This window comes from Opitutus sp. GAS368, from assembly GCF_900104925.1.
Classification (GTDB): Bacteria; Verrucomicrobiota; Verrucomicrobiia; order Opitutales; family Opitutaceae; genus Lacunisphaera.
Window position 1 is genome coordinate 1,537,564 of record NZ_LT629735.1, and the last position, 21,412, is coordinate 1,558,975.

At 67.3% G+C, this 21,412-nt stretch carries 20 protein-coding genes; 8 read left to right on the forward strand and 12 right to left on the reverse strand.

The features are described from left to right. The first annotated feature begins 37 nt into the window (after nucleotides 1-37). A complete protein-coding gene (gene ggt, locus BLU29_RS06485; protein ID WP_091056064.1) occupies nucleotides 38-1,843 on the forward strand; it encodes a gamma-glutamyltransferase in 1,806 nt (601 codons plus the stop codon). Between the two features lie 5 nt (nucleotides 1,844-1,848). On the opposite strand, the gene BLU29_RS06490 is transcribed toward ggt, so the two are convergent. Both BLU29_RS06490 and BLU29_RS06495 read right to left on the reverse strand, forming a co-directional pair. Then, nucleotides 1,849-4,275 (reverse strand): ABC transporter permease, encoded by a 2,427-nt coding sequence (locus tag BLU29_RS06490; RefSeq protein WP_091056066.1) that lies wholly within the window; start codon nucleotides 4,273-4,275, stop codon nucleotides 1,849-1,851. A 59-nt stretch (nucleotides 4,276-4,334) separates the two neighbouring features. Next, entirely contained in the window at nucleotides 4,335-4,796 is a 462-nt protein-coding gene (locus BLU29_RS06495) for a hypothetical protein (protein ID WP_157693685.1), read from the reverse strand. 372 nt (nucleotides 4,797-5,168) lie between these two features. On the opposite strand from BLU29_RS06495, the gene BLU29_RS06500 reads away from it, so the two are divergent. Then, complete coding sequence (locus BLU29_RS06500; protein WP_091056069.1) at nucleotides 5,169-5,543, forward strand: hypothetical protein; 375 nt, start codon at nucleotides 5,169-5,171, stop codon at nucleotides 5,541-5,543. A gap of 113 nt (nucleotides 5,544-5,656) precedes the next feature. On the opposite strand, the gene BLU29_RS06505 is transcribed toward BLU29_RS06500, so the two are convergent. Next, on the reverse strand, nucleotides 5,657-5,920 hold the full coding sequence (locus BLU29_RS06505; RefSeq protein WP_157693686.1) for a hypothetical protein: 264 nt from the start codon (nucleotides 5,918-5,920) through the stop codon (nucleotides 5,657-5,659). A 127-nt stretch (nucleotides 5,921-6,047) separates the two neighbouring features. Here BLU29_RS06505 and BLU29_RS06510 point away from each other — a divergent pair, with 127 nt between their 5' ends. Further along, a complete protein-coding gene (locus BLU29_RS06510; protein ID WP_091056072.1) occupies nucleotides 6,048-7,301 on the forward strand; it encodes a hypothetical protein in 1,254 nt (417 codons plus the stop codon). A gap of 105 nt (nucleotides 7,302-7,406) precedes the next feature. On the opposite strand, the gene BLU29_RS06515 is transcribed toward BLU29_RS06510, so the two are convergent. Continuing rightward, a complete protein-coding gene (locus BLU29_RS06515; RefSeq protein WP_091056074.1) occupies nucleotides 7,407-7,607 on the reverse strand; it encodes a SlyX family protein in 201 nt (66 codons plus the stop codon). A 53-nt stretch (nucleotides 7,608-7,660) separates the two neighbouring features. On the opposite strand from BLU29_RS06515, the gene BLU29_RS06520 reads away from it, so the two are divergent. After that, on the forward strand, nucleotides 7,661-8,899 hold the full coding sequence (locus tag BLU29_RS06520; protein ID WP_091056075.1) for an ectonucleotide pyrophosphatase/phosphodiesterase: 1,239 nt from the start codon (nucleotides 7,661-7,663) through the stop codon (nucleotides 8,897-8,899). 3 nt (nucleotides 8,900-8,902) lie between these two features. Further along, nucleotides 8,903-10,156, forward strand: coding sequence for an ectonucleotide pyrophosphatase/phosphodiesterase (locus BLU29_RS06525; protein ID WP_091056077.1), 1,254 nt, complete (start codon nucleotides 8,903-8,905; stop codon nucleotides 10,154-10,156). 6 nt (nucleotides 10,157-10,162) lie between these two features. Here BLU29_RS06525 and BLU29_RS06530 read toward each other — a convergent pair whose 3' ends face one another. Further along, entirely contained in the window at nucleotides 10,163-10,594 is a 432-nt protein-coding gene (locus BLU29_RS06530; protein ID WP_091056078.1) for a response regulator, read from the reverse strand. Then, nucleotides 10,561-10,881: a hypothetical protein gene (locus BLU29_RS06535; RefSeq protein WP_091056080.1), complete on the reverse strand. Its 321-nt coding sequence runs from the start codon at nucleotides 10,879-10,881 to the stop codon at nucleotides 10,561-10,563. Before BLU29_RS06535 ends, BLU29_RS06530 begins: the two co-directional genes overlap by 34 nt. Before the next feature lie 11 nt (nucleotides 10,882-10,892). On the opposite strand from BLU29_RS06535, the gene BLU29_RS06540 reads away from it, so the two are divergent. Then, nucleotides 10,893-11,369 (forward strand): helix-turn-helix transcriptional regulator, encoded by a 477-nt coding sequence (locus tag BLU29_RS06540; protein ID WP_091056081.1) that lies wholly within the window; start codon nucleotides 10,893-10,895, stop codon nucleotides 11,367-11,369. Nucleotides 11,370-11,390: 21 nt separating this feature from the next. Here BLU29_RS06540 and BLU29_RS06545 read toward each other — a convergent pair whose 3' ends face one another. Then, the gene (locus tag BLU29_RS06545) at nucleotides 11,391-13,595 is read right to left on the reverse strand and encodes a thioredoxin domain-containing protein (RefSeq protein ID WP_091056083.1); all 2,205 of its coding nucleotides are present in this window, start codon (nucleotides 13,593-13,595) and stop codon (nucleotides 11,391-11,393) included. 128 nt (nucleotides 13,596-13,723) lie between these two features. On the opposite strand from BLU29_RS06545, the gene BLU29_RS06550 reads away from it, so the two are divergent. Next, nucleotides 13,724-14,788: a histidine kinase gene (locus BLU29_RS06550; RefSeq protein ID WP_091056084.1), complete on the forward strand. Its 1,065-nt coding sequence runs from the start codon at nucleotides 13,724-13,726 to the stop codon at nucleotides 14,786-14,788. A 64-nt stretch (nucleotides 14,789-14,852) separates the two neighbouring features. Further along, on the forward strand, nucleotides 14,853-16,718 hold the full coding sequence (locus BLU29_RS06555; protein ID WP_091060968.1) for an ABC-F family ATP-binding cassette domain-containing protein: 1,866 nt from the start codon (nucleotides 14,853-14,855) through the stop codon (nucleotides 16,716-16,718). Between the two features lie 3 nt (nucleotides 16,719-16,721). Here BLU29_RS06555 and BLU29_RS06560 read toward each other — a convergent pair whose 3' ends face one another. The 5 genes from BLU29_RS06560 to BLU29_RS06580 all read right to left on the reverse strand — a co-directional run bounded on the left by BLU29_RS06560 (nucleotide 16,722) and on the right by BLU29_RS06580 (nucleotide 21,390). Then, complete coding sequence (locus tag BLU29_RS06560) at nucleotides 16,722-17,237, reverse strand: hypothetical protein (RefSeq protein WP_091056086.1); 516 nt, start codon at nucleotides 17,235-17,237, stop codon at nucleotides 16,722-16,724. Nucleotides 17,238-17,397: 160 nt separating this feature from the next. After that, the gene (locus BLU29_RS06565; RefSeq protein WP_091056087.1) at nucleotides 17,398-18,642 is read right to left on the reverse strand and encodes an ABC transporter permease; all 1,245 of its coding nucleotides are present in this window, start codon (nucleotides 18,640-18,642) and stop codon (nucleotides 17,398-17,400) included. A 6-nt stretch (nucleotides 18,643-18,648) separates the two neighbouring features. Continuing rightward, nucleotides 18,649-19,410: an ATP-binding cassette domain-containing protein gene (locus BLU29_RS06570; protein WP_091056089.1), complete on the reverse strand. Its 762-nt coding sequence runs from the start codon at nucleotides 19,408-19,410 to the stop codon at nucleotides 18,649-18,651. A 124-nt stretch (nucleotides 19,411-19,534) separates the two neighbouring features. Further along, nucleotides 19,535-20,260, reverse strand: a complete 726-nt coding sequence (locus BLU29_RS06575) for a response regulator (protein ID WP_091056091.1) — start codon at nucleotides 20,258-20,260, stop codon at nucleotides 19,535-19,537. Further along, entirely contained in the window at nucleotides 20,257-21,390 is a 1,134-nt protein-coding gene (locus BLU29_RS06580) for a histidine kinase (protein WP_157693688.1), read from the reverse strand. Before BLU29_RS06580 ends, BLU29_RS06575 begins: the two co-directional genes overlap by 4 nt. Between the last annotated feature and the right edge of the window lie 22 nt (nucleotides 21,391-21,412).

The following is a 21,412-nucleotide window of genomic DNA, read 5'->3' on the forward strand; positions in this document are numbered from 1 at the left end:
GACTTGAGCCGGCCCGGAGCCGCGGGATGATGCGCGCATGAGATTTACCCCGCGTTTTGTCGTCCCCCCGGTGATCACCGCGCTGGTGCTGGCCGCGCCCCTCACGGCGTTCGCGCAGCGCATGGCGGTCGAGGCCGAGCACGGCATGGTCGTGTCGGCGCACGAACTCGCCGCCCAGGTCGGCGCCGATGTGCTGCAGCGGGGTGGCAACGCCGTGGATGCGGCGGTGGCGACCGGTTTCGCGCTCGGCGTCGTTTATCCCTGGGCCGGGCCGCTCGGCGGCGGCGGCTTCATGATGATCCACCTGGCCGACGGCCGGGACATCGCGATCGACTATCGCGAACGCGCGCCGGCCGCCGCCTCGCGCGACATGTATCTCGGCCCCGACGGCAACGTGCTCAAGGGCCCCGGCTCGTCCACCTTCGGCTGGCGCGCGAGCGGCGTGCCCGGCGACGTCGCCGGCTGGGCGCTCGCCCTCGAGAAATACGGCTCCCACAAACTCACGTGGGCCGAGCTCATCGAGCCGGCGCGCCGCCTGGCCGCGGACGGCCACCGCCTCACGCAATTCACGGCGGCGCGCTTCCGCGGCCAGGCCGAGAAGCTCGGCGCGTTTCCCGATTCCAAGAAGATCTTCCTCAACGGCGGCGCGCTCTGGCGCGCCGGCGATCTCTGGCGCCAGCCCGAGCTGGCCGCGACGCTCGCGCGGCTGCAGCAGAACGGCCCCCGCGAGTTCTACGAAGGGGAGACGGCGCGCCTGATCGCCGACGCCATGGCGCGGAACGGCGGCACCATCAGCCTCGCCGACCTGAAGAATTACACGGCGGTCGAGCGGGTGCCGCTGCGCACGACCTACCGCGGCTACGAGATCGTCACGATGCCGCCGCCCAGCTCGAGCGGCATCGCGCTCCTGCAGATGTTCGCCATGATCGAACCCTTCGACGTCGCGGCGCTCGGGCCGAATTCCGCCGCGAAATACCACCTCTTCATCGAGGCCATGCGCCGCGCCTACCGCGACCGCGCGGAATACCTCGGCGATCCGGATTTCGTCAAGGTGCCGGTCGCCGGCCTGCTGGATCGCGGCTATATCGCCGGGCTGATGAAAAATTTCGACCCCAACAAGGCCACGCCCTCGGCCGGACTGGCCCCGGGCAATCCGGCCGGTTGGGAACCGCCGAAGGTCGCCATGCTCCAGGCGCGACGCGCCGAATTGGCCGCCGAGTCCACCGAGACCACGCACTTCTCGATCGTCGATGCCGACGGCAACGCGGTCGCCAACACCTTCACGCTCAACGGCGGCTTTGGTTCCGGCGTGACGATCCCGGGCACGGGCGTGCTCATGAACAACGAAATGGATGACTTCACCTCGAAGCCCGGCACGCCAAACCAGTTCCGCCTGATCCAGGGCGAGGCCAATGCCATCGCGCCGGGCAAGCACCCGCTCTCGTCCATGGCGCCCACCTTCGTGTTCAAGGACAAAAAGATCTTCCTCGTCACCGGCGCGCCCGGCGGCTCGACGATCATCAACGCGGTTTTCCAGGTGATCACCAATGTCATCGATTTCGACCTGCCGGTCTCGCTCGCCGTCGAAGCGCCGCGCATCCATCACCAGTGGATGCCCGATGTCGTGAACTACGATCCCTACGGGCTCAGCACCGACACCATGGAGGCGCTGCGCGCAAAGGGGCACCAGCTCGAGCAGCGCAACTTTTTCGGCGCCCAGCGCGTGCCCGTCATCGAGCGCTACCCGAACGACACGATGACCATCATGGTCGATCCGGCCACCCACCTCCGGCTCGGCGCCGCGGACTCGCGCAAGCCCGACAGCAAGGCGGTCGGCTACTGACCGCCTCACTCGCCACGCAGCGCCTCGACCGGGTTGACCCGCAGCGCGCGGAGCGCCGGCATGAGCAGCGCCAGCGCGCCGGCCAGCCCGAGGGAGAGCAACGTGGTGCCGAACGTCACGGGATCGCGCGGGCTCACGCCGTAGAGGAACGTGGCGAGCAGCTGGCCGGCGAAGAACGCGGCGCCAAGGCCGAGACCGAGACCGAGGCCCAGTTGCCAGCCACCCTGGCGGCAGACCAGCGCGAGGATGTCACCCGGGGTCGCCCCGAGCGCCACGCGCACCCCGATCTCCTGCGTGCGCTGGCTGACCGCGTAGCTCATCACGCCATAGAGGCCGATGCCCGCGAGACCGTAGGCCACGGCGCCGAACACCCCGAAGAGCCAGGCGATGATTTTTTTCGAGGCCGCCGCCTCGGCCAGCATCTGGTCCATCGTCTGGGCGAAATAGACCGGCAGGTCGTCGCGCACCTCCCGCACGGTGCGGCGCAGGACGGGAGCCAGCAGCGCGGCGTCCCCGCGGCGCGCGCGGGCGAACACGCTCATGCGGTCGAGCTCGGCGTTGGCCGTCTGCTGGTAGGAAACGTAGGCCTGCGGCGTCACCTCGTTGTCGAAGCGCCCCTGCATGACCTGGCGGGCCACGCCCACCACCGTGATCCACTCCGGCTTCTCGCCGGGTTTTCCGCCGCCCCGGCGGAACCGCTGGCCGAGCGGGCTGCGACCGGGCCAGTATTTCTCGGCAAAATTCGTGCTGATGACCGCCACGGCCGGCGCTTCGGCCGCGTCCGCCTCGGTGAGATTGCGGCCCTGCAGGATCGGGATGCCCAGCGTCGGCAGATAGCCGGGGGACGCCGCCTTGACCGTCGCCACGGGCCCGCGCGTGCCGGCGGGCTCCGGCGCCCGGCCGTCGATGACCACCGGTTCATTGCCCCCGTAGGTCGGCTGCGAATCCACCAGGCCGGCGCTGGCGATTTCCGGGGCGGCCTGGAGCCGCGCGGCGAGCTGCTTGAAGAACGCCCGCTGTTGCGCGGCGCCCTTCGACTCCCGGTCGAGGAGCGCGACCCGGCCGTGGTAGATGCCGGCGGTGTCGAAGCCGAGCGGCGCGCTCTGCATTTTTACGACGGTGCGCACCATCAGGCCCGAGAGGACGAGCAGCAGGCAGGACATGGCGATCTCACCGATGACCAGCAGGCGCGTGAACCGGCCCAGTCCGCCCGCCGTCGAGCCGCGCCCCCCGTCCTTCAGCACCGAGTTCAGGTCCGTGCGCGAAGCGCGCAGCGCCGGGTAGAGGCCCGCGAGCAGGCAGGTCGCGGTCGTGATGCCGGCGGCGTAGAGCAGCGCGGTGCCGTCGAGTTCAAAGACCATCCAGTAGGGTGGCTTGAGGTCGGAGATGTTGTTGCGGAAGAGCACGACGCCGGCGTAGGCCAGCACCAGGCCGACCAGGGCCCCGAGCCCGGTCAGAACCGCCGTCTCGGTCAGCAGCAGGCGCACGACGCGGCCGCGGCCGGCGCCCAGCGCGGCCCGGACGGCCAGCTCCTTTTCCCGGGCGGCCGCGCGGGCGAGGAGCAGGTTGGCGACATTGGCGCAGGCGATGAGCAGCACGAAAAACACCGCCCCAAGCATGACGCCGAGCAGCAGGCGGGTCTCCTGGTCCACGAAAACCTCGCGCAGCGTCTGCACGTGGTAGCCGACGCCCTTCGTCTCCACGGGATGCCCGGCCGCGAAGCGCTGCCCGATGGCCGCGAACTCCGCCTGGGCCTGCGCCACGGAGACCCCGGGTTTGAGCCGGCCGAAGACGGACAGCTGACGGTTGTCGCGCTGGTCCTCACGAAACATGTCCCGCACCGGATGGAAGGCGTCGGCGTTTTCCGGAAAGCGGAACGCGGCCGGGGCGACGCCAATGACGGTGGCGGACTCGCCGTTGAGTTTCACCTGCCGGCCAAGGATGGCGGGGTCGGCCTTGAAGCGGTTCTCCCAGAGCGCATGGCCAAGCACGATGGTGGCGGGCGCGCCCGGATTGTCCTCCGCGGCATTGAACCAGCGGCCGAGCTCGATGGGCGCATGCAGGGTCGCCAGGCCCGCGGCCGTGATCGCCGTGCCCTCGACACGTTCGGGGTCGCCGCCGGCACTGCTGAGGGTGGTCGTGCGATCCTGATAAACGGCGTAATCGATGCAGGATTGCTGCTGCGCGCGCAGGTCGGTGAATTCGCCCCATGACAGGCCCCCGCGGTCGTCGGGGTTGCCCGAGGTGGTGGTGTAGATGGAGATGAGCCGGTCCTGCTCCGGGAACGGCAGTCCGCGCAGGGCGATGCCCTCGACGATGCTGAACATCGCGGTGTTCACGCCGATGCCGAGCGCCAGCGTGCTGATGGCGATCAAGGCAAAGGCCGGACTCTTGGTGAGAGTCCGCAGGGAAAGGCGGAGGTCGGACAGCATGGTGTGGGGGAGTTGCCCCTTGAAACACCCCGCCCCACCCCGAAGTTGCAGCTAGTTTCTCAGAGCGGCGACAAGCCGACGATCAACCCGATCACCCCACCGTAAGCCACGTGGCCGGCCATGTGACTGAGGCCGACGAGCAGGTCGGTCTCCTTGAACTCCTCCAGCGGGTGCTGGTCCGCCACCACCCACACCAGCATCAGGCTGACGATCAGGCCGTGCAGCGCGCCGACCCCCAGCCCGAGCATGAGTGAAATGGGCATGTGCGTGTAGCCGAGCGTCACCATCAGCAGGGTGTAAACCAGCCCGAACCCGATCGCCGCCGTCACGTGTACGATCAGCCCGACCCGGTAGGCGTTGTCGCGGGACTTGGTGATGAGGCTGCCGAGGGCGAGGATCATGTCGCCTTTGACGTGGCCGCCGTGCGCGATGAGCCGCATGGCGAGCTGCATCGCGAGGCCGCCGCTCACGCCCGCGACCAGCGCGGTGCAAAGATACTTCACGAGGAACATTGCGGTCATGGCTGACTCCGGGGTTGGGATTGCACGGCCGGCAGCACGTCGGTCGCTGCCCGCACCATACCGCCCGGGCCGCGGAATTCCATCCCGGAATGCGGTGCACTGTCTTTGGTGGAACCTGCGCTCCGCGCAGGTTTAGCCCGCGCGGAGCGCGGGGCTAAACCTATCCGCAGTAAAGATCCCCGGGGCAAGCCCCGGGGGCATTGATCGAACCACCCGCGGGCGGGGTCGCCCGCTCTCCAGTAATTCGTTCTGGAGCCACGGCGACCTCGCCGTGGAATCTCAAGACCAAGCCGGAGCAAGCTCCGGGAGATTGAACCCAAAGGGAATAAAATCTGGCCTCGCGGCGGCCGGGCCGCGAAATTGACTCCGTCCATGAATCCCTCCGCGCTGCTTGCGCCGCTTTTCCTCGCCTTCGAGCTCTGGCAGCTCGTGGTCAGCGAGCGCTACCTCGGCATCAAGCAGATCCGGGTCAACGCCGACCCGCGCGAGCTGCCGATGGCCGGCTGGATGGCCGCCACCTGGGCCGGCGGGTTGCTCTTCTACTATGCCTGGATGCTCACGCTGCTGCTGCACCCGGTCGGCCGCGCCCAAGGCGTCGTGCTGATCTTGGTGACGGGCGCCGGCTATCTCATCCGCAGCACCTGCGGTCTCAAGTGGGTGCTGGTCGTGCTGACCTTCGAGGGCTCGATCCGCATCGGCATGCTCGTCTCGTTCCTGGCCCAGTCCTGGCGCCAGCTGATGGCGTGAGGCAGGGCAGCGGGCTCCGCCTTGTCCGTCGTAGCGCTGGCGAAGCCGGATCCGCGCCACGGCGGCGGGCAGCCTTCGCCAAGCCTATGGCCGGCCAAGAGGGACTCGCCGCCCTACCGGCGCGCCGGGGCGTCGCCCGGGTGCGACTGGCCGAAAAACTCCTGCGCCGCGGCGAGCAACTGGCCGTATTGGCCGTAGTCCCCGGCCCAGGAGTTCGGCACGCACACCCGCTTGATGACGCCCCGCCCGAGCTTGTCCGGCGCCTCGTGGTCCGGCGTCAGTTCCACCGTGAACTTCGGATTGCCGGTGTGCACCACGTAGTGACACTCCAGCCCGCGGCGCTCCCGGTCGATCCGCACGAAGTGGGAAAAGTTCATCGGCTGTGCCGGCAGTCTGCCCGGCTCCGCCGGCTGCTCAAGGTTCTTTTCCGGCGGCGCCGCCACTGCGTTTAGCCTTGAGAAACCGCCCGCGCCCCGTGAAAAGAAGCGTGCGCGCGACTCGCCTATGAATCTGGACCCCGCCCCCCGTCTGCCCAAATGGATCTTTCTGGTGATCGACCTCGGCCTGCTGCTCACGGCGTTCATCATCGTCTTTTTCAATGACAAGAACCCCTACGCCCCCCTGCCCTTTGTCAGCGCGGTGGTCTGCGTCGGGCTGGCCGCCATCATCGGCCTGATCCCGTTCCTCATCGACTACGCCGCCGACTCCGCGGAATACGTCCAGACCGAGCGCACCAAGGTTTCCGACCATGTCCAGCGCCTCAACGCCGCCAGCGAGAGCCTCGCCCGGGCCGCCGCGCAGATCAAGGCGGTCGAAGAGGCCGTGCACAAGACCGCCCACGCCGCCGAGAACCTGCCCTACCGCATGCAGGAGAAGCTCGCCGAGTTCAACCAGCAGCTGGCCACCTCCGAGGACGAGGAGAAGGAGCGCCTGACCGAGGAGCTCGCCACCCTGCGCCAGAGCGAAAGCGAGCGCCTGGCGGTCATCGCCGACAAGATTCACAAGGCCACCGCCGAGCTGGCCGCCTTGGAGACCGCCACCCGCAAATCGCTCGCCGCCGCCCAGGACGCCGCCGTCGGCAAGTTCGAGGCCCGCCTCACCGCCGCCGTGGCCGCGCTCGACGCGAAGCTCGCCGCAATTGCGTCAGCCCCTGTAGCGGCGGTCTATGACCGCCGGGCCGAAACCACGCTGACGGAAGACGGCGGTCATAGACCGCCGTTACAGGAAGAGCCCAAGGCCGTGCCTGTCGTCGAATCCGTCTCCGTCACGGAATCCCCCGTCGCCATCGTCGAGGAGCCCAAGCCGAAGAAACCCCGCGCCCCGCGCAAGCCCAAGCCCGAGGACACGCTCGCCGCCATGTCCGAGGCGATGCCGGGTGACACGCCAACCGAAAATTCCGGCGAAGCCGCTTTCCCCGACTCCCCGGCCGACACGGCCGCCGCGCCGTCCGATGACCTCACCGCCGAGGCCGCCGCCACGGTCGAGCCCTCCGTCTCCGCCGACGGCGCCACCCGCCTGCTGGTCACCGCTTACATCGGCATCGGCAACAAGCTTTATATCCGCGGCGACGGCCCGGGCCTCAGCTGGGACAAGGGTCTGCCGATGAAATTCGTTTCCATCGGCAAGTGGGGCTGGGCGACCGACGAGGCCACGGGGCCCGTTGCGTGCAAGCTCTACAAGAACGACGAGACAGCGGCGGTCTCGGGCGAGATTTTCCTCGAGCCTGGCCAGCACGTCGAGGTCACCGCGCTGTTCTGATCGCCTTTCTCCGTTGTAGGGTCGCCGCTTGCGGCGACCTTGGGTTGTGAGGCGAGGTCGTCGCAAGCGACGACCCTACAAAATCCGGCCGGCCTGCCAGCTGTCTCAATAGTGCGGCGGGCGCTCGTCCGGCGCCTCCTCGCTGTCGCGTCCGCCCGCTTGCTGCGTGCGCAGCGCCGCCAGCTCCTTCCGGAGCTTCGCCAGTTCGTCGGCCAGCTGAAGCATGACCTTGTCCTGTTCGGCGCTGTGGCGCTGCAGGTGCGCGTAGCGTTCCTCCAGCAGGATCAGGCGTTCGATTTCCGTCATGCACCCACAGGAAGCAGGTTGCGCGACCCGAGGCAATCCACCAACTTGCGGGGATGAAGTGCTTTTCGGCCGCCCTCGGCCTTCTGCTCTGCGGCCTGCTCCTTTCCTGCTCCACCCCGCCGCCCCCGGCGGCCGGCCCGCTGATCCTGGTTTCGCTCGACGGCTTTCGCTGGGACTACCTGCAGAAATACGACGCGCCCACCCTCACGGCTCTCGCCGCCGCCGGCGTGCACGCCCGGCGGATGACGCCGTCGTTCCCGTCCAAGACTTTCCCCAACCACTACACTCTCGTCACCGGCCTGCGGCCCGAGCACCACGGCATCGTCTCCAATTACTTCTACGACCCGGTCCGGCAGGCCTCCTTCAGCAAGAACCTGCCCGGGGACAACGCGGATGCGCGCTGGTGGCAGCAGGGCGAGCCGATCTGGATCACGGCGGAGAAACAGGGCGTGCGCAGCGCCGTCTATTTCTGGCCGGGCAGCGAGGCGGAAATCCACGGCACCCGGCCGAGCCTCCACAAGGCCTTTGACGGCCGCATCGGCGCCGCCCGCCGGGTGGACGACCTGCTCGCCTGGCTCGACCTGCCGGCGGACCGGCGCCCGCGCTTCGCCGCGCTTTATATAGATATCGTCGATGCGGTCGGCCACAAGGCCGGGCCCGACGCGCCCGAGACCGCCGCCGCCGTCAAGGAGGCCGACGACGCCATCGCCCGCCTGCTTGCCGGCCTCACCGCCCGCGGTCTGCGGGACCAGGTCAACCTCGTCGTGGTGTCTGACCACGGCATGTCCGAGCAGAGCGCCGACCGGTTCGTGTTCCTTGAGGACCTGCTGGATATCTCGCAGGTGGAGGTGGAGTCCACCGGGCCCAATGGCGGCGTCCGGCCCAAGCCCGGCACGGTCACTCCGGCCGAGCTCGCCGCACAGATGCGCGCCAAGGCCCCGCCGCAGGTGCAGGTCTACGCGCGCGAGGCCGTGCCGGCGCGCTACCATTACAGCGCCGATCCACGGATCCCGGCCGTCGTCTTCATCGCGGACGACCACTGGAACGTGGAAAGCAAGGCGGTCCTGAAAAGGTTCACCGGGAATCTCGATCGCGGCAACCACGGCTGGGACCCGGCCACGCCCAACATGGGCGCGCTTTTCATCGCGCAGGGCCCCTCGTTCCGCCACGGCCACGAATTCGCCGACGTGGAAAACATTCATCTCTATAATTTCCTCTGCGCCACCCTGGGGGTGAAACCCGCGCCAAACGATGGGGACAACCGCCTCGCCCGCGAAGTGCTGGCCCGCTGAACCATGTCGCCCCGACTTTCACCCCGCCTCCTGGCCGGCCTGCTGTTCATCCTCGGCTTGGCGGCGTGCACCACGCCCCCGCCCGCCGCCCCGCGCAACCAGCTGCTGATCCTCATTTCCATCGACGGCTTCCGCTGGGACTACCTGCAGAAATACGACGCGCCCACCCTGCGCGCCCTCGCGCGGGACGGTGTTCATGCCACGCGCATGACCTCCTCGTTCCCCTCGAAAACCTTCCCCAACCACTACACCCTCGTCACCGGCCTCTATCCCGCGCACCACGGCATCGTCGGCAACGAGTTCTTCGACCCGGCCTTCAACGAGACTTTCAGCATGGGCAAGCCGGCCAGCAACAAGGAGGAACGTTGGTGGGCCGCGGGTGAACCGGCGTGGATCACCGCGGAAAAACAGGGCGTGCGCAGCGCTTGCTATTTCTGGCCGGGGTCCGAGGTGGAGAATCACGGCCTGCGGCCCAGCCGTTTCAAGCCCTTCGACGGCAAGATCCCGACGGAACAACGGGTGGACGAGCTGCTGGGTTGGCTCACCGCGCCCGCGGCGGAGCGCCCGCGTTTCTGCACGCTGTATTTTGATATCGTCGACCATGCCGGCCACACTTTCGGCCCGGATGCGCCCGAAACCGGGGATGCCGTCCGACGGGCGGACGCCGCCATCGCCCGGCTGCTGGCCGGCTTGGAACGCCTGGGCCTGCGCGACCATACCAGCCTCGTGATCGTGTCCGACCACGGAATGTCGGAGCAGGGCCCCGACCGGGTGATCTTTCTCGAGGACTTAATGGACGTCGCCCGGGTGCGGGTGGAATCCACCGGGCCGACCGGCGGCGTGCGCCCCAAGCCCGGCACGGGCACCGCGGCGGAACTCGCCGCGCACATCCGAGCCAAGGCCCCGCCGCAATTGCACGTCTGGCTCCGCGACGAAACCCCCGAGCGTTTTCACTACCGGGGCAATCCGCGCATCCCTGACGTCGTGCTCATCCCCGACGACCACTGGAATATCGAGAGCCGGGTCGGCTGGCCCAATCGCGTGCTCACCTACAACAAGGGCAGCCACGGTTGGGATCCCGCCCTCGCCAACATGGGCGCGCTCTTTATCGCCAGCGGCCCCGCCTTCAAGCACGGCGTCGAGATTCCCGACGTGGACAACATCCACGTCTACAACCTGCTCTGCGCCGCGCTCGGCATCAAACCCGCCCCCAATGACGGCGACCGGCGGCTGGTGAAAGCCGCCCTGGCCCGGTGATCGCCGTCAAAGGGTTTGCGACGCGCCCAAGCATTGCTCCAAGGCCGCGAGAAGATCGGTGAAAGCGCACGGTTTGCGCAGCAGCCGGACCCAATAGGCCTCCTTGAGGCTCAACTCCAGAATCGCCTGTGGCCGGATGGTCAGAAAGACCGCCGGGAGCCGCTCCCGACCTTGAAAAAGCAACCGCGCATACAGCTCCAGGCCGCTTGCGTCGGGCAGGTCCAGCTCCGTCACCAGGCAGTCCCAGTCCGACTGCTGGCCGGCCGCCAAGGCCTCGTGGGCCGTCGCGGCCGTCTGCACCGCGTAACCCGCGCGTTGCAAAAGTTGCGCCAAAGCGCTTCGCATCAACCCGTCCTGTTCGACCACGAGCAACCGGACGCGGTCGCGGGGGGCCCGCCGGCGCCTCAGCGCAGCTTGATCGGCGGAGTGCACGTCCATTTTTCTTTTTGCGACTGCTGCACCAGTTTCATGAGATGTTGCTCGACCTCAAGGTAGGCGGCGCAAACCACTTCGTCGGATTGCGCCCAGCGCAATTCCCGGCAGATGCCCGCCAGGGTCATGAGCAATCGGTGGGCGTGGGCACGGCGTAACGCTTGCTCCCTCGCCCCCGTCCGGCCCTGACGGTGGGGTTTCATCGCGGTTAACAACTTTTTTGTGCGCACATGTTTTGTCAACAACTTTTCTTGCACGTCGCCTGCGTTGACAAAGTTTCGGACCGCCATCATGCAACCACCCGATGCAATATGCGCAGCTTTTCCGCCGGTTGCGGGAGCAAAAAGACCTGAGCCACGAGGCTTTGGCCAAGTTGGCGCGTTGCCACCGCAATACGATTTTGAATGTCGAGAGCGGACGCCCGGTGAAGTTCAAGACCATTGCGCGCTTGATGGCCAAAATGGGCTACCCGTCCGATTCCCCCGAGATGGCCAGCCTTGCCCTGCTCTGGCTGGAATCCGTGAGCGGAGTCGATCTCGCCGACCCGGCAACCTTGGGGCCCGTCCGGCAAAAACTGGCGGTTTACGACCGGGCCCTGGGCCTGGCGGCCCGCCAATTGATGGACGCCGTGCGCCAGGCGAAGCTTGATGAACGGAGGATCCGGTTGCTGACCTTCGCCGCCCGGCATCCGGAAATGCTGGCGATCATTGAATCAATCCAGGATCTCCTGCACACCACGGCGGGCGGCACCGCCGAGCTCAAGGTGGCCGAGGACGAGTAACCGGGCCCGCCCATCTAGGGCTCAGGCGAGCGACTGGCGCAGCGCCGCCGGATCCGCCACCGGCGCCTGGCAGGCGAAGTTCTCGCACACGTAAGCCGTGGCGCGTCCTCCGACGGGCTTCATGTCCGCCAGGTAAGGCCGCCGGGCCGCCAGCCATTTTTGGCCGGCCCCGCCATCGGCGCCCAGCACGGCGCGGCGCGGACCCGGTCGTTCCACCGCCACCGCCGCCAGCGCGTGAAAGTCCGCCGCCGCGGGATCGCCGGCCAGGACAACCGTGCGCGGCGCCTCCACCACCAGCTCGATTGCGCACAACAGCTGCGGCAGCCCTTGCGGCCTGGCCTCCCATTCCGGGCGCAGCGCCGCGATGGTCCGCACCGCCCGCTCGCGATAGGTGGCCCCTGGAGGCGCGGCGACCTCGCGGCGCTTCGCCGCCGGGGTCGGCGGCGCTCCACCACCCAGCATCCAGTCCAGCCGGAGAAGATTCAGCGCCGCGATGGAATTGGCCGACGGCTCGGCGCCGTCGTGGTCCTCTTTCAAACGCACGATCACATGCGGGTCGTCGGCGCGGGAATTGAAATAGCCGCCGCGGACCGGGTCCGCGAACCGCTCGTCCATCGCGACCTGCAGGCGCTCCGCCCATTGCAGCCAGCGGATATCGAAGCCCGCCTCATAGAGATCGAGCAGGCCTTGGATGAGAAACGCATGGTCCTCGGCAAAGCCCGCGATGGCGCCGCGGCCCTCGCGCCAGCTCCGGTAGAGCGTGTTGGTTTTCCCGTCGTAAAGTTCGCGCTGCAGAAACTCCGCCGCCCGGGTCGCCGTGGCCAGATACGGACGTTCGCCGAGCATCTGCGCCCCCCGCGCAAACGCCGAGATCATCAGCCCGTTCCACGCGGCGATGATCTTGTCATCGAGCTGTGGCCGCGGCCGCCGGGCCCGCCCGGTGCGGAGTTTTTCCAGGCAGCCGAGCAGCTTGTCGCTCGCCGCCGGCAGCTCGAGCTGGTGCTCGCGCGCGGTCACCGCCAGCGACTGGCGCTGCATCAGGACGTTCCGGCCCGTGAACTCGCCTTGCGGATCATGCTCCACGTTGCCGTCGGGCTTCACGCCGTAATGGGCGCAAAAGAACGCCGCGTCGGCCCCGAGCACCGCGTCGATCTCGCCCTTGGTCCACACGTAGAAGGCGCCCTCGGCGTGCTCCGGCCGGCCGTGGGCCAGCAGGCTGTCCGCATCCTCCGCGGAATAAAACCCGCCGGCGGGGCCGGTCAGGTCGCGCTGCACATAGGTGAAAATATCGCGGGCGATCCACCCATAGACCTCGAGCCCCGTCGCCTGCCGCGCCTCGAGGTAGCTCACCGCCAGCTGCGCCTGGTCGTAGAGCATCTTCTCGAAATGCGAGACGAACCACCTTTCATCCACCGCGTAGCGGTGGAACCCGCCGCCGACATGATCCTGCAGGCCGCCCTCGGCCATCTTGCGCAGGGTGAGGGTGGCCATCTTGAGCATCTCCGTGCCCACGGCGGTCCGGGCTCCCTGCAATGCCGCCAGCCGGAAAAGGAAATTGAGCACGGCCGGGCGCGGGAACTTGGGTGCGCCGCCAAAACCGCCCCAATTTGCGTCGTGCGCCTCGTAGAAATATTGGAACGCCTTGGTCAGGGCTTCGCTCGCCGCCTCCGGCAGGGTGGGAGCCGGTGCGCCCGCCTCGGGCGCGGGTCGCGCCGGCCCCTCCGCCGCCTGGCGTCGCAGCGCCGCCACCACCTCGTCGGCGCCGGCGAGAATCTTCTCCCGTTTTTCGTGCCAGTGGCGCGTGATGGCGTTGAGCACCGTGACGAAGCCCGGCCGGCCATGCCGGTCCTCCGGGGGAAAATAGGTCCCGCCGTAGAACGGCTTCAGGTCCGGCGTCAGCCAGACGCTCATCGGCCAGCCGCCGTGGCCGGTCGTCTGCTGCACATAGGTCATGTAGACGCGGTCGAGGTCAGGCCGCTCCTCGCGGTCGAGCTTCACCGGCACGAAGTCGCGGTTGAGCACGGCGGCGACGTCCGGGTTCTCGAAAGACTCGTGCGCCATCACATGGCACCAGTGGCAGGTCGAATAGCCGATGCTCAGGAAAATGGGCTTTTGCTCCGCGCGGGCCTGCGCGAAGGCTTCCTCGCCCCACGGCCGCCAGTCCACGGGATTGTCGGCGTGCTGGCGCAGGTAGGGGGATGGCTCCGTGGCGAGGCGATTGGGCATCGAGGCAGGAAACGCCAAGCCCCGCGCGATTGCAAATCCCGCCGCGGACTCCCGAGCCGCCTGAGGGAAAATAGGGTTTGAACAATTCGGGCCGGGTTGCGTTATGGGCGCGCCTCGTCCCTCCCCGCATGCCCGACCCTTCGCGTCCGCCCACCCCCTCGCCGCTCCTGCGCGTGCCGCTTTTCTGGCAGCTGCAGCTCGCCGGTTGGAGCGGCTTCATGCTGCTGTCCCTGCCGCTGAAAGTGACGGTCTATGACTCGATGCCGGCCGCGCTGTTGATCACAGCCTATCAATTGCCGCTGAGCATCACCCTTACCTGTCTGCTGCGGCTCTTTTTCCGCCGGGTCCGGCCCACCGAGCGCGCGCTCGGATCGGCGGCGGCGTTGGTGTTGGCCGGTTGCATGACCGCCGGCGCCCTGGACGTGCTGGTCAGCCTCCCGGTCAACCACTACTTCGGATTTTTTGGGCCGGCGGAGATTCTCAGTTCGGGCCTCTTTTTCTTCCGGACCGCCATCTACCTGATCTGGACCCTGGCGTATGTCCTGATCAAGTCGCTGCTGGCCAACCGCGCCCAGGCGTTCCAGGCCGCCGTGGCGGAGGAGCGGCACCGTTTCGAACTGCTCCGCTACCAACTCAACCCGGGCTTCCTCGCGCGGTCCCTCGCCACCATCAGCCACGAGATCGGCCAGAACCCGGCGGCCGCCCGGGCCATGACCGCCCGGCTCGCCGACTTCTACCGGAGCACCGTCCGCCAGACCGACCAGCAGCGGGCGACCACCATCGGCGATGAGATCGCCCTCGTCCGGGCCTATCTTGAAATCGAGCGCCTGCGGCAACCCGAAACACTCCGGATCCGTTTTGCGCTGGAAGACGCCCTGCTGGCCCAGTCCCTTCCGCCCATCCTGCTCCTCCCCTTGGTCGAAAAAGCCGTCAACGAGGGCCGCGGCACCGCGGCACAACCGCTGGAAATCACCGTCACGGTCCAGCGGGCCACCGACGGGCTCACCCTGCTGGAGGTCGCCAATTCCGGCCGGCTGGGCCAAAGCCGGGCCCCGATGCCGGTGACGGCGGAAAACGGCGTGGCCGACGTGCGGGCTAGCCTCGAACGGCACTACCCGGGACGCTATCGCTTCGCCCTGAGCCAGGACAGTTTGCAGACTCGCGCCACGGTCTGCGTGCCGCCGGGGACCTGAATTTCCCGGCCCGAGCAAAGCCCTTGACGGAGGCGTGGCCAGCGGGCTCACTCGCGGGTTCGCCATGCTGACCATTGCAGATGTCGCCAAGTCCTACGGCACCCGGGAACTCTTCTCCGAGGTGTCGCTCTTCGTCGCGCGCACCGACCGCTTCGGCCTGGTCGGGCCCAACGGCGCGGGCAAATCCACCCTTTTCAACCTCATCCTCGGCGAGGAGCAGGCCGACGAGGGCACCATCGAGTGGGAGCGCGGCGCCGACTTCGGCTACCTGCCCCAGGAGAGCGCCCCGGTGCGCGACGAGAGCATCCTCGCCATCGCCACCAGCGGCAAGAAGCTCGTCCCGGAAAACGACGACGATTACGACATCGACTGGACGCTCGAGCCGCGCGCCAAGAAGATCCTCGCGGGCCTCGGTTTCCGCGAGACCGACCACGACAAGCCCGCCAAGTCCTTCTCCGGCGGCTGGGTCATGCGCGCCCATCTCGCCCGCCTCCTCGTCAGCGAGCCCGCCCTGCTCATGCTCGACGAGCCGACCAACCACCTCGATCTCGAGGCGCTGCTCTGGTTCCAGGACTACCTGACGCGCTATCCCGGCGGCCTGGTCATCATCTCCCACGACCGCGAGTTCCTGAACTCGCTCTGCAACGGCATCCTCGAGCTGCGCAGCGGCACGCTCAACAAATATACCGGGAATTACGACGACTACCTGAACGAGAAGGACGCCCGCAAGGAGCAGCAGGCCGCGCAATTCAAGAACCAGCAGCGCGAGATCGCCCACCTCCAGAAGTTCGTCGACCGCTTCGGGGCCAAGGCCTCGATGGCCTCCCGCGCCAAATCCAAGGAGAAGCAGATCGAGCGCCTCAAGGATGTCGCCGTCGAGGAGCCCTGGGAGGACCTCAAGAAGATCAATTTCCGCTTTCCCCAGCCGCCGCGCTCCGGGCTCAAGGTCGTCAATCTCAAGAACGTCCGGCAGGCCTACGGCGACCACGTGGTCTACACCGACCTGAACTTCGAGGCCGAGCGCGCGCAGAAGATCGTGCTCGTCGGCCCCAACGGCGCCGGCAAGTCCACGCTCCTCAAGATTCTCGCCGGTGTCGTGCCCATCCAGGGCGGCGAGATCAACCTCGGCAGCAACGTGGTGCCCGGCTACTTCGCCCAGAACCGCGCGGACAACCTCAAGCTCGACCTCACCGTGTTCGAGAACGTGATGGAGCTCCGCACGAACGAGAACCAGCTCACCGAGCAGCAGGCGCGCGCCGTGCTCGGCGGCTTCCTCTTCCGCAAGGACGACGTCCACAAGAAGGTCTCGGTGCTCTCCGGCGGCGAGAAGTCCCGCCTCGCGCTGGCCCGCCTCCTCGTCAATCCGCCCAATCTGCTCCTGATGGACGAGCCCACGACCCACCTCGACATCCCGTCGATCGACGCGCTGGTCAACGCGCTCAAGAGCTACGAGGGCACGTTCATCTTCATCAGCCACGACGTGTATTTCATCCGCGCGCTTGCGCAGACCGTCCTGCACGTCCACTCCGGCCGGCTCACGCCCTACGCCGGCAACTACGACTACTACCTGGAGAAGTCCAAGGCCGGCAACGCCCGCGCCGCGCTGACCGCCGGCTTCACCGACGCCCGCCCTGTGCAGAAGACAGAGGTCCGAGGTCAGAAGTCAGCCGAGCCCAAGGCCAGCAAACCCAATCCCGCCGAGATCAAGAAACTCCGCACCGAGGTCGGCCACCTCGAGGAGAAGGTCGCGCAACTCGAGACCAAGCAGAACGAGCTCACCTCCGAACTCGAGGCGCCCGAGACCTATGCCTCACCCGGCAAGGCCCAGCACCTGAACCGCGAACTTTCCGTCATTGTCGACCAGCTGCAGGCAGCGACCTCCGCGTGGGAAACCGCCGCCGCCCGGCTGGCCGAGCTGGAAAAAGCCTGAGCCTCAGCCGTTGGTTTTCTTGGGCTGGAACAGCTTGCGGGTGGCCCGCAGCGGGGAGGTGACAAAGGAGGGGTTCGAGTCCGGCGCAGGCGCCTTGACGACAACCGGGACCGCCGCGAGCTCCTGTTCGCGCGCCTTGATCCAGGCTTCGCGGCGGGCGACATCCACCTCGCGCCGGGCGAGCTTCTCCTCGCGCTCCTTGAGGGCCAGGCGGTCGTCGGTCAGACCGCGGCGGGCCGCCTCGAGCAGGGCGTGGGCCCGGTCGTATTTCTCCCATTCCTCATCGAGCGCGGCCTGGCTGTTGGGCCCGGCGGTGACGTAGTGCTGGTTGGCCTGCGCAGCCGGCTGGCCCTGCTGGTTGTGCTCCATGAGCAGGCGCAGGCGCTGTTCGTATTCCTTCAGGCTGGCCTCCTTTTGCTGCATGGCCTCGATGTCCGTGGAAATCTGATCGCGCAGTTTCTTGAGGTGCGCGGCCTCCTGGGCGGTGTCCGGCGTGGCCGGTCTGGTGGGCGTGTTCATGGTGATGTGAGAAGTGCGACCGCAACATAGCAGGCTTGGTTCGCCGCGACTAGAGGCCTAGGGCCTATTTACCCGGGGTTTACCCCCAGCCGGCCGGGTTTTACGGAAATATGAAAGCCGCCCCGATGGGGCGGCTCTCAGCTTGCACCCACACCAAAAATCAGGCCCGGAACATCACGCTCTCGCGATTGAACATTCGCACGCAAAGCGCGAATGCGAGACCTGCGTAGAGGGCGCTCGAGCCGAAGATCAAGGCGATGTAGTTCCAGTGCCAAACACCCGAGAGCATTTCCTTGCAGACGAGGGAAAGGTTGAAGATGGGGATCAACGCCGTGCGCGCAGTGAGCTCGATGCCGGGCATCAGTCCCAGGATTGCAGGCATAACCACGACAAACATCATCGGCGCGAGGTAGCTTTGCGCCTCCTTCATGCTCTTGGCAAAAAGTGAAATGGTCAGCGCAACCGCGGCGAACAGCATCGCTACCGGCAGCACCATCGCCATCACGCCAAACATGCCGAGTGGGTCGATCGCGGGCATCATCGTGAAGGTGGTCGAGGCCTTCGCCGCAACCGGGCCGCCCCCGCCACCAAACACGGTGCCGGCGACGACGCCCATCACGGCCATCGAAGTCAGCGAGCACACAATCGCCGTCAGCGAGCCCGTGAGGACGAGCAGGAACTTTCCGAGCACGAGGTTGAGCCGCGGCACGGGGCTGCACAGCAGCGTTTCCATCGTGCCTCTCTCCTTCTCCCCGGCGGTCGTGTCCATCGCCGGATACATCGCGCCCGTGAAGCACAGGATGATGATCAGGTAGGGAATGAAACCGCCGAACTTCGCGCCGTCGACGCGCTGCTGCGGGGCGACGTTCTTGCGCTCGACCGTAAACGGCGTCATCACCGTCGGCGACAGACCGCGGTCGGTCAGCCGCTTTTCCACCAGTTTCCGTCGGTATTCGTTGAAGAACTTCTCGAGGTCGGCCGCGGCGATGCCCGACTTGATCTCGCCCTCGAAGTAGTCGAGGCGGACCTTCTGCGCGCCGCCGGCCTGCAGCGCCGCCTCGAATCCGGCGGGAATCTCCACGGCCACGCTGAGCTGCTTGTTGGTGATCTGCTGGGTGTAGTCACCCAGCGGCACGATGCGCGCCAGCGGACGGTCGCGATCGGGATGGCGCGCGGACTTGAGCGTCGCCACGATGCCGGGCGAGTCTTCCCCGCCGACAATCATCACGGTGGGGAGTTCTTCCTGCGCCTGGGAAAACGCGCGGGACATCGCCTTGCCGACGAAGAAGAACATCAGCGGAATGGCGACCGTTGGGATGACGATGACGGAAATGAGCGTGCGGCGGTCGCGGACGGCCTCGCGAAGTTCCTTCACATAAACGGCGAGAATGGCTTGGAGTTTCATGAGGATTTATTTGTTGGCGGCGGCGACCAGTGCGGCTTCGCCGCCCACGGCCTTGACGAACATCTCCTCGGTGTCGGTCTCACCGAAGCGCCGGCGGAGGTCGTCGAGCGTCCCTTCTGCGACCAGACGGCCGTCATGGATGATGCCAACCGTGTCACAGAGCTTCTCGACCTCGCTCATGATGTGGGTGGAGTAGATGACGGTCTTGCCGCGGTTGCGGCACTCGCGGACAAACTTGACGATCGACCGCGCGGTCATGACGTCGAGCCCGAGCGTGGGCTCGTCAAAGATCATCACCGCCGGGTCGTGGATGAGCGTGCGGGCGATGGAGGTCTTCTGCTTCATGCCGGTGGAGAATTTCTCGCAGCGGCGGTCGAGGAACTCGTGCATGTCGAGCTCGTCGGCCAGCTGCTTGATCCGGGCCTTGATGGCGGCCTCGGTGAGGCCGTTGAGTTCGCCGAAATACGTGATCATCTCGCGGGCGGTCAGGCGGCCGTAGAGCGCGGTGCTGGCGGCGAGGAAGCCGACGTTGGCGCGCACCGCGTCGGGGGCGGTCGCGGCGTCGTGCCCGGCGAGAGTCGCCGTGCCGCTCGTGGGTTGCAGCAGCGTGGCCAGCAGGCGGAGCGTGGTGGTCTTGCCCGCGCCGTTGGCGCCGAGCAGGCCGTAGATCTGTCCGGGGCGGCAGGTGAAGGACACATTGTCCACCGCGGTGATGACCCCGCGCTTCTTGTCCTTGAACGTCTTGGTCAGGTTGTGGGCTTCGATCATAAAAAGGCTGAAAGACTGAAGGACTGAAAGGCTGAAAGCCGGCGTAGAAGACCGAAGCCGGGTTGGCACCAGGTTTTCCGGTCCAAGTTCAGCCCTTCGGTCATTCGGCCCTTCAGTCTTTTTCTCATAGGCTCATGCGGTCGCGGAAGTCCTGCGCCTGGCGCCGGGAAAGCTCAACCTTCATTCCGCCCTTGAGCTTCACGAGCAGGCCGCCGCTGAACCAGGGCTCGATGCCCTCGACCCAGGCGAGATTGATGACCTGCTTGCGGTTGGCGCGGAAAAAGCTCTTCGCGTCGAGCCGTTCCTCCATCGCGGTGAGCGAGCGGAAAAGCTGCGGCTTCTGGTCGTCGAAATACAGGCGGGTGTAGTTGCCCTCGGACTCGAGCAGCCGGAGGTTCTTCACCGGCACGAACCAGCAGCGGTCGCCCTCGCGGACGAAAACCTTGTCCTCCAGCGTCAGGCGGTGCGACGCGGTGCCCGGCGCGAACGGCGCCGCGCTGCCGCGCGGGCGGAGCTTCTCCAGCGCGGCCACGAGGCGGTTGGGATCGACGGGCTTCAGCAGGTAGTCGAGCGCGCTGAACTCGAAGGCCTTCACGGCAAACTCGTCGTAGGCCGTGGTGAAGATCACCTGCGGGAGCGGCGGCTCGAGCTGCTCGAGCAGGCTGAAACCGTCGGCTCCGGGCATCTGCACGTCGAGAAAGAGCAGCTCCGGCCTGAGGGTGCCCACCTTGGTCAGCGCGTCCTCCACGTCCACGGCCTCGCCGACGATCTGGATGTCGGCGTGGGCCGCCAGCAGACGGCGGAGTTCGTTGCGCGCCAGGCGCTCGTCGTCGACGAGGAGGGCTTTCATCGGGCGGGGGGGTTCAGCGGGATCAGGACGTCGGCGGTGACACAGCCGGCCGGCTCGGCCAGCAGGCTGAGCGTCGCCCGGTCGCCAAAGAGGAGCTTCAGGCGCTCGGAGGCGTTGCGCAGGCCGACGCCGGTGGAGGAACCCGCGCGGGCGGCCGCCGCGCTCGTGGGCGCGCCGAGGTCGCCGGGATTGGAGACGCGGATGTTGAGGGCGGCGCCGTCGATCCGGGCCGAGATCACCAGCTCGCCGCCCTCCCGGCGCGTGCTGATGCCGTATTTGACGGCGTTTTCCACCAGGGTTTGCAGCAGCATCGGCGGCACGTTGAGCAGGCGCGCCTCGGCGGCGACCTCCCACCGGACGCGCAGGCGGCTCTCATGGCGGATCTGCTCCAGCGCCAGGTAGTCCTCGACGATGCGGATCTCCTCGTCGAGCGACACCGTCTCCTGCTGGCCCGACTGCAGGGAGTAGCGCAGCATGTTGGCGAGGCGCGTGACCGCCTCGCGGGCGCGCGGCGCATCCTCGTCGATCAAGGCGCGCAGGCTGTTGAGCGAGTTGAAGAGGAAGTGCGGGTTGACCTGGGATTTGAGGGCGCGCAGCTCGGCTTCCTTGACGCTGGCGGCGAGGCGCAGCTGGTCGACCTGCAGGCGGTTCAGCCGCTCGAAGATATGGTAGAAAAAATACAGGCACAGCCAGCCGAACAGCATGCCGCCGCCGTAGAGGCAGCTGGCCAGGAAAACCAGCCACGGGCTGTATTTGGAGGTCCAGGCCACACAGACCACGCCGTAGACATAGCCATAACCCACCGCGCTCCACAGGACCGAGAGCACCACGCTCATCAGGAGCACCCGGGGCAGGAGCGCCCGCCAGCCCAGCTGCTGCCAGCCCCACCGGGTCATGAACGGCCGGGCATAATGCGTGAGCACCACGCCCATCAGGACCACCATCACTATGATTGCGGCCTCCGTCAGCGGGTCGCGACCGGGCGAGACCGTCTTGTCGGCGAACGCCCGCGAAAAAACCAACTGCGAGGTCAGATACGTGCCCCAGCCGCCGACCTGGCACAACACATAGAGCCGCTCCTTCGCCCGCTGCAATTTGGCGGCAGCATCGATCACGGGGGCAGCGGTCATGGCGCCACGAAACAATCCCGGG

What these genes read in the sequence shown, in the direction of transcription:
- BLU29_RS06505 (WP_157693686.1), bottom strand. Translation starts at nt 5,920, where the DNA reads ATGAACTTTTCCCACTTCGTGCGGATCGACCGGGAGCGCCGCGGGCTG.
- BLU29_RS06530 (WP_091056078.1), bottom strand. Translation starts at nt 10,594, where the DNA reads ATGGACGTGCACTCCGCCGATCAAGCTGCGCTGAGGCGCCGGCGGGCC.
- BLU29_RS06535 (WP_091056080.1), bottom strand. Translation starts at nt 10,881, where the DNA reads ATGATGGCGGTCCGAAACTTTGTCAACGCAGGCGACGTGCAAGAAAAG.
- BLU29_RS06540 (WP_091056081.1), top strand. Translation starts at nt 10,893, where the DNA reads ATGCAATATGCGCAGCTTTTCCGCCGGTTGCGGGAGCAAAAAGACCTG.
- BLU29_RS06570 (WP_091056089.1), bottom strand. Translation starts at nt 19,410, where the DNA reads ATGATCGAAGCCCACAACCTGACCAAGACGTTCAAGGACAAGAAGCGC.
- BLU29_RS06500 (WP_091056069.1), top strand. Translation starts at nt 5,169, where the DNA reads ATGAATCCCTCCGCGCTGCTTGCGCCGCTTTTCCTCGCCTTCGAGCTC.
- BLU29_RS06575 (WP_091056091.1), bottom strand. Translation starts at nt 20,260, where the DNA reads ATGAAAGCCCTCCTCGTCGACGACGAGCGCCTGGCGCGCAACGAACTC.
- BLU29_RS06490 (WP_091056066.1), bottom strand. Translation starts at nt 4,275, where the DNA reads ATGCTGTCCGACCTCCGCCTTTCCCTGCGGACTCTCACCAAGAGTCCG.
- BLU29_RS06555 (WP_091060968.1), top strand. Translation starts at nt 14,853, where the DNA reads ATGCTGACCATTGCAGATGTCGCCAAGTCCTACGGCACCCGGGAACTC.
- BLU29_RS06560 (WP_091056086.1), bottom strand. Translation starts at nt 17,237, where the DNA reads ATGAACACGCCCACCAGACCGGCCACGCCGGACACCGCCCAGGAGGCC.
- BLU29_RS06580 (WP_157693688.1), bottom strand. Translation starts at nt 21,390, where the DNA reads ATGACCGCTGCCCCCGTGATCGATGCTGCCGCCAAATTGCAGCGGGCG.
- BLU29_RS06510 (WP_091056072.1), top strand. Translation starts at nt 6,048, where the DNA reads ATGAATCTGGACCCCGCCCCCCGTCTGCCCAAATGGATCTTTCTGGTG.
- BLU29_RS06525 (WP_091056077.1), top strand. Translation starts at nt 8,903, where the DNA reads ATGTCGCCCCGACTTTCACCCCGCCTCCTGGCCGGCCTGCTGTTCATC.
- BLU29_RS06495 (WP_157693685.1), bottom strand. Translation starts at nt 4,796, where the DNA reads ATGACCGCAATGTTCCTCGTGAAGTATCTTTGCACCGCGCTGGTCGCG.
- BLU29_RS06520 (WP_091056075.1), top strand. Translation starts at nt 7,661, where the DNA reads ATGAAGTGCTTTTCGGCCGCCCTCGGCCTTCTGCTCTGCGGCCTGCTC.
- BLU29_RS06515 (WP_091056074.1), bottom strand. Translation starts at nt 7,607, where the DNA reads ATGACGGAAATCGAACGCCTGATCCTGCTGGAGGAACGCTACGCGCAC.
- BLU29_RS06565 (WP_091056087.1), bottom strand. Translation starts at nt 18,642, where the DNA reads ATGAAACTCCAAGCCATTCTCGCCGTTTATGTGAAGGAACTTCGCGAG.
- BLU29_RS06550 (WP_091056084.1), top strand. Translation starts at nt 13,724, where the DNA reads ATGCCCGACCCTTCGCGTCCGCCCACCCCCTCGCCGCTCCTGCGCGTG.
- ggt (WP_091056064.1), top strand. Translation starts at nt 38, where the DNA reads ATGAGATTTACCCCGCGTTTTGTCGTCCCCCCGGTGATCACCGCGCTG.
- BLU29_RS06545 (WP_091056083.1), bottom strand. Translation starts at nt 13,595, where the DNA reads ATGCCCAATCGCCTCGCCACGGAGCCATCCCCCTACCTGCGCCAGCAC.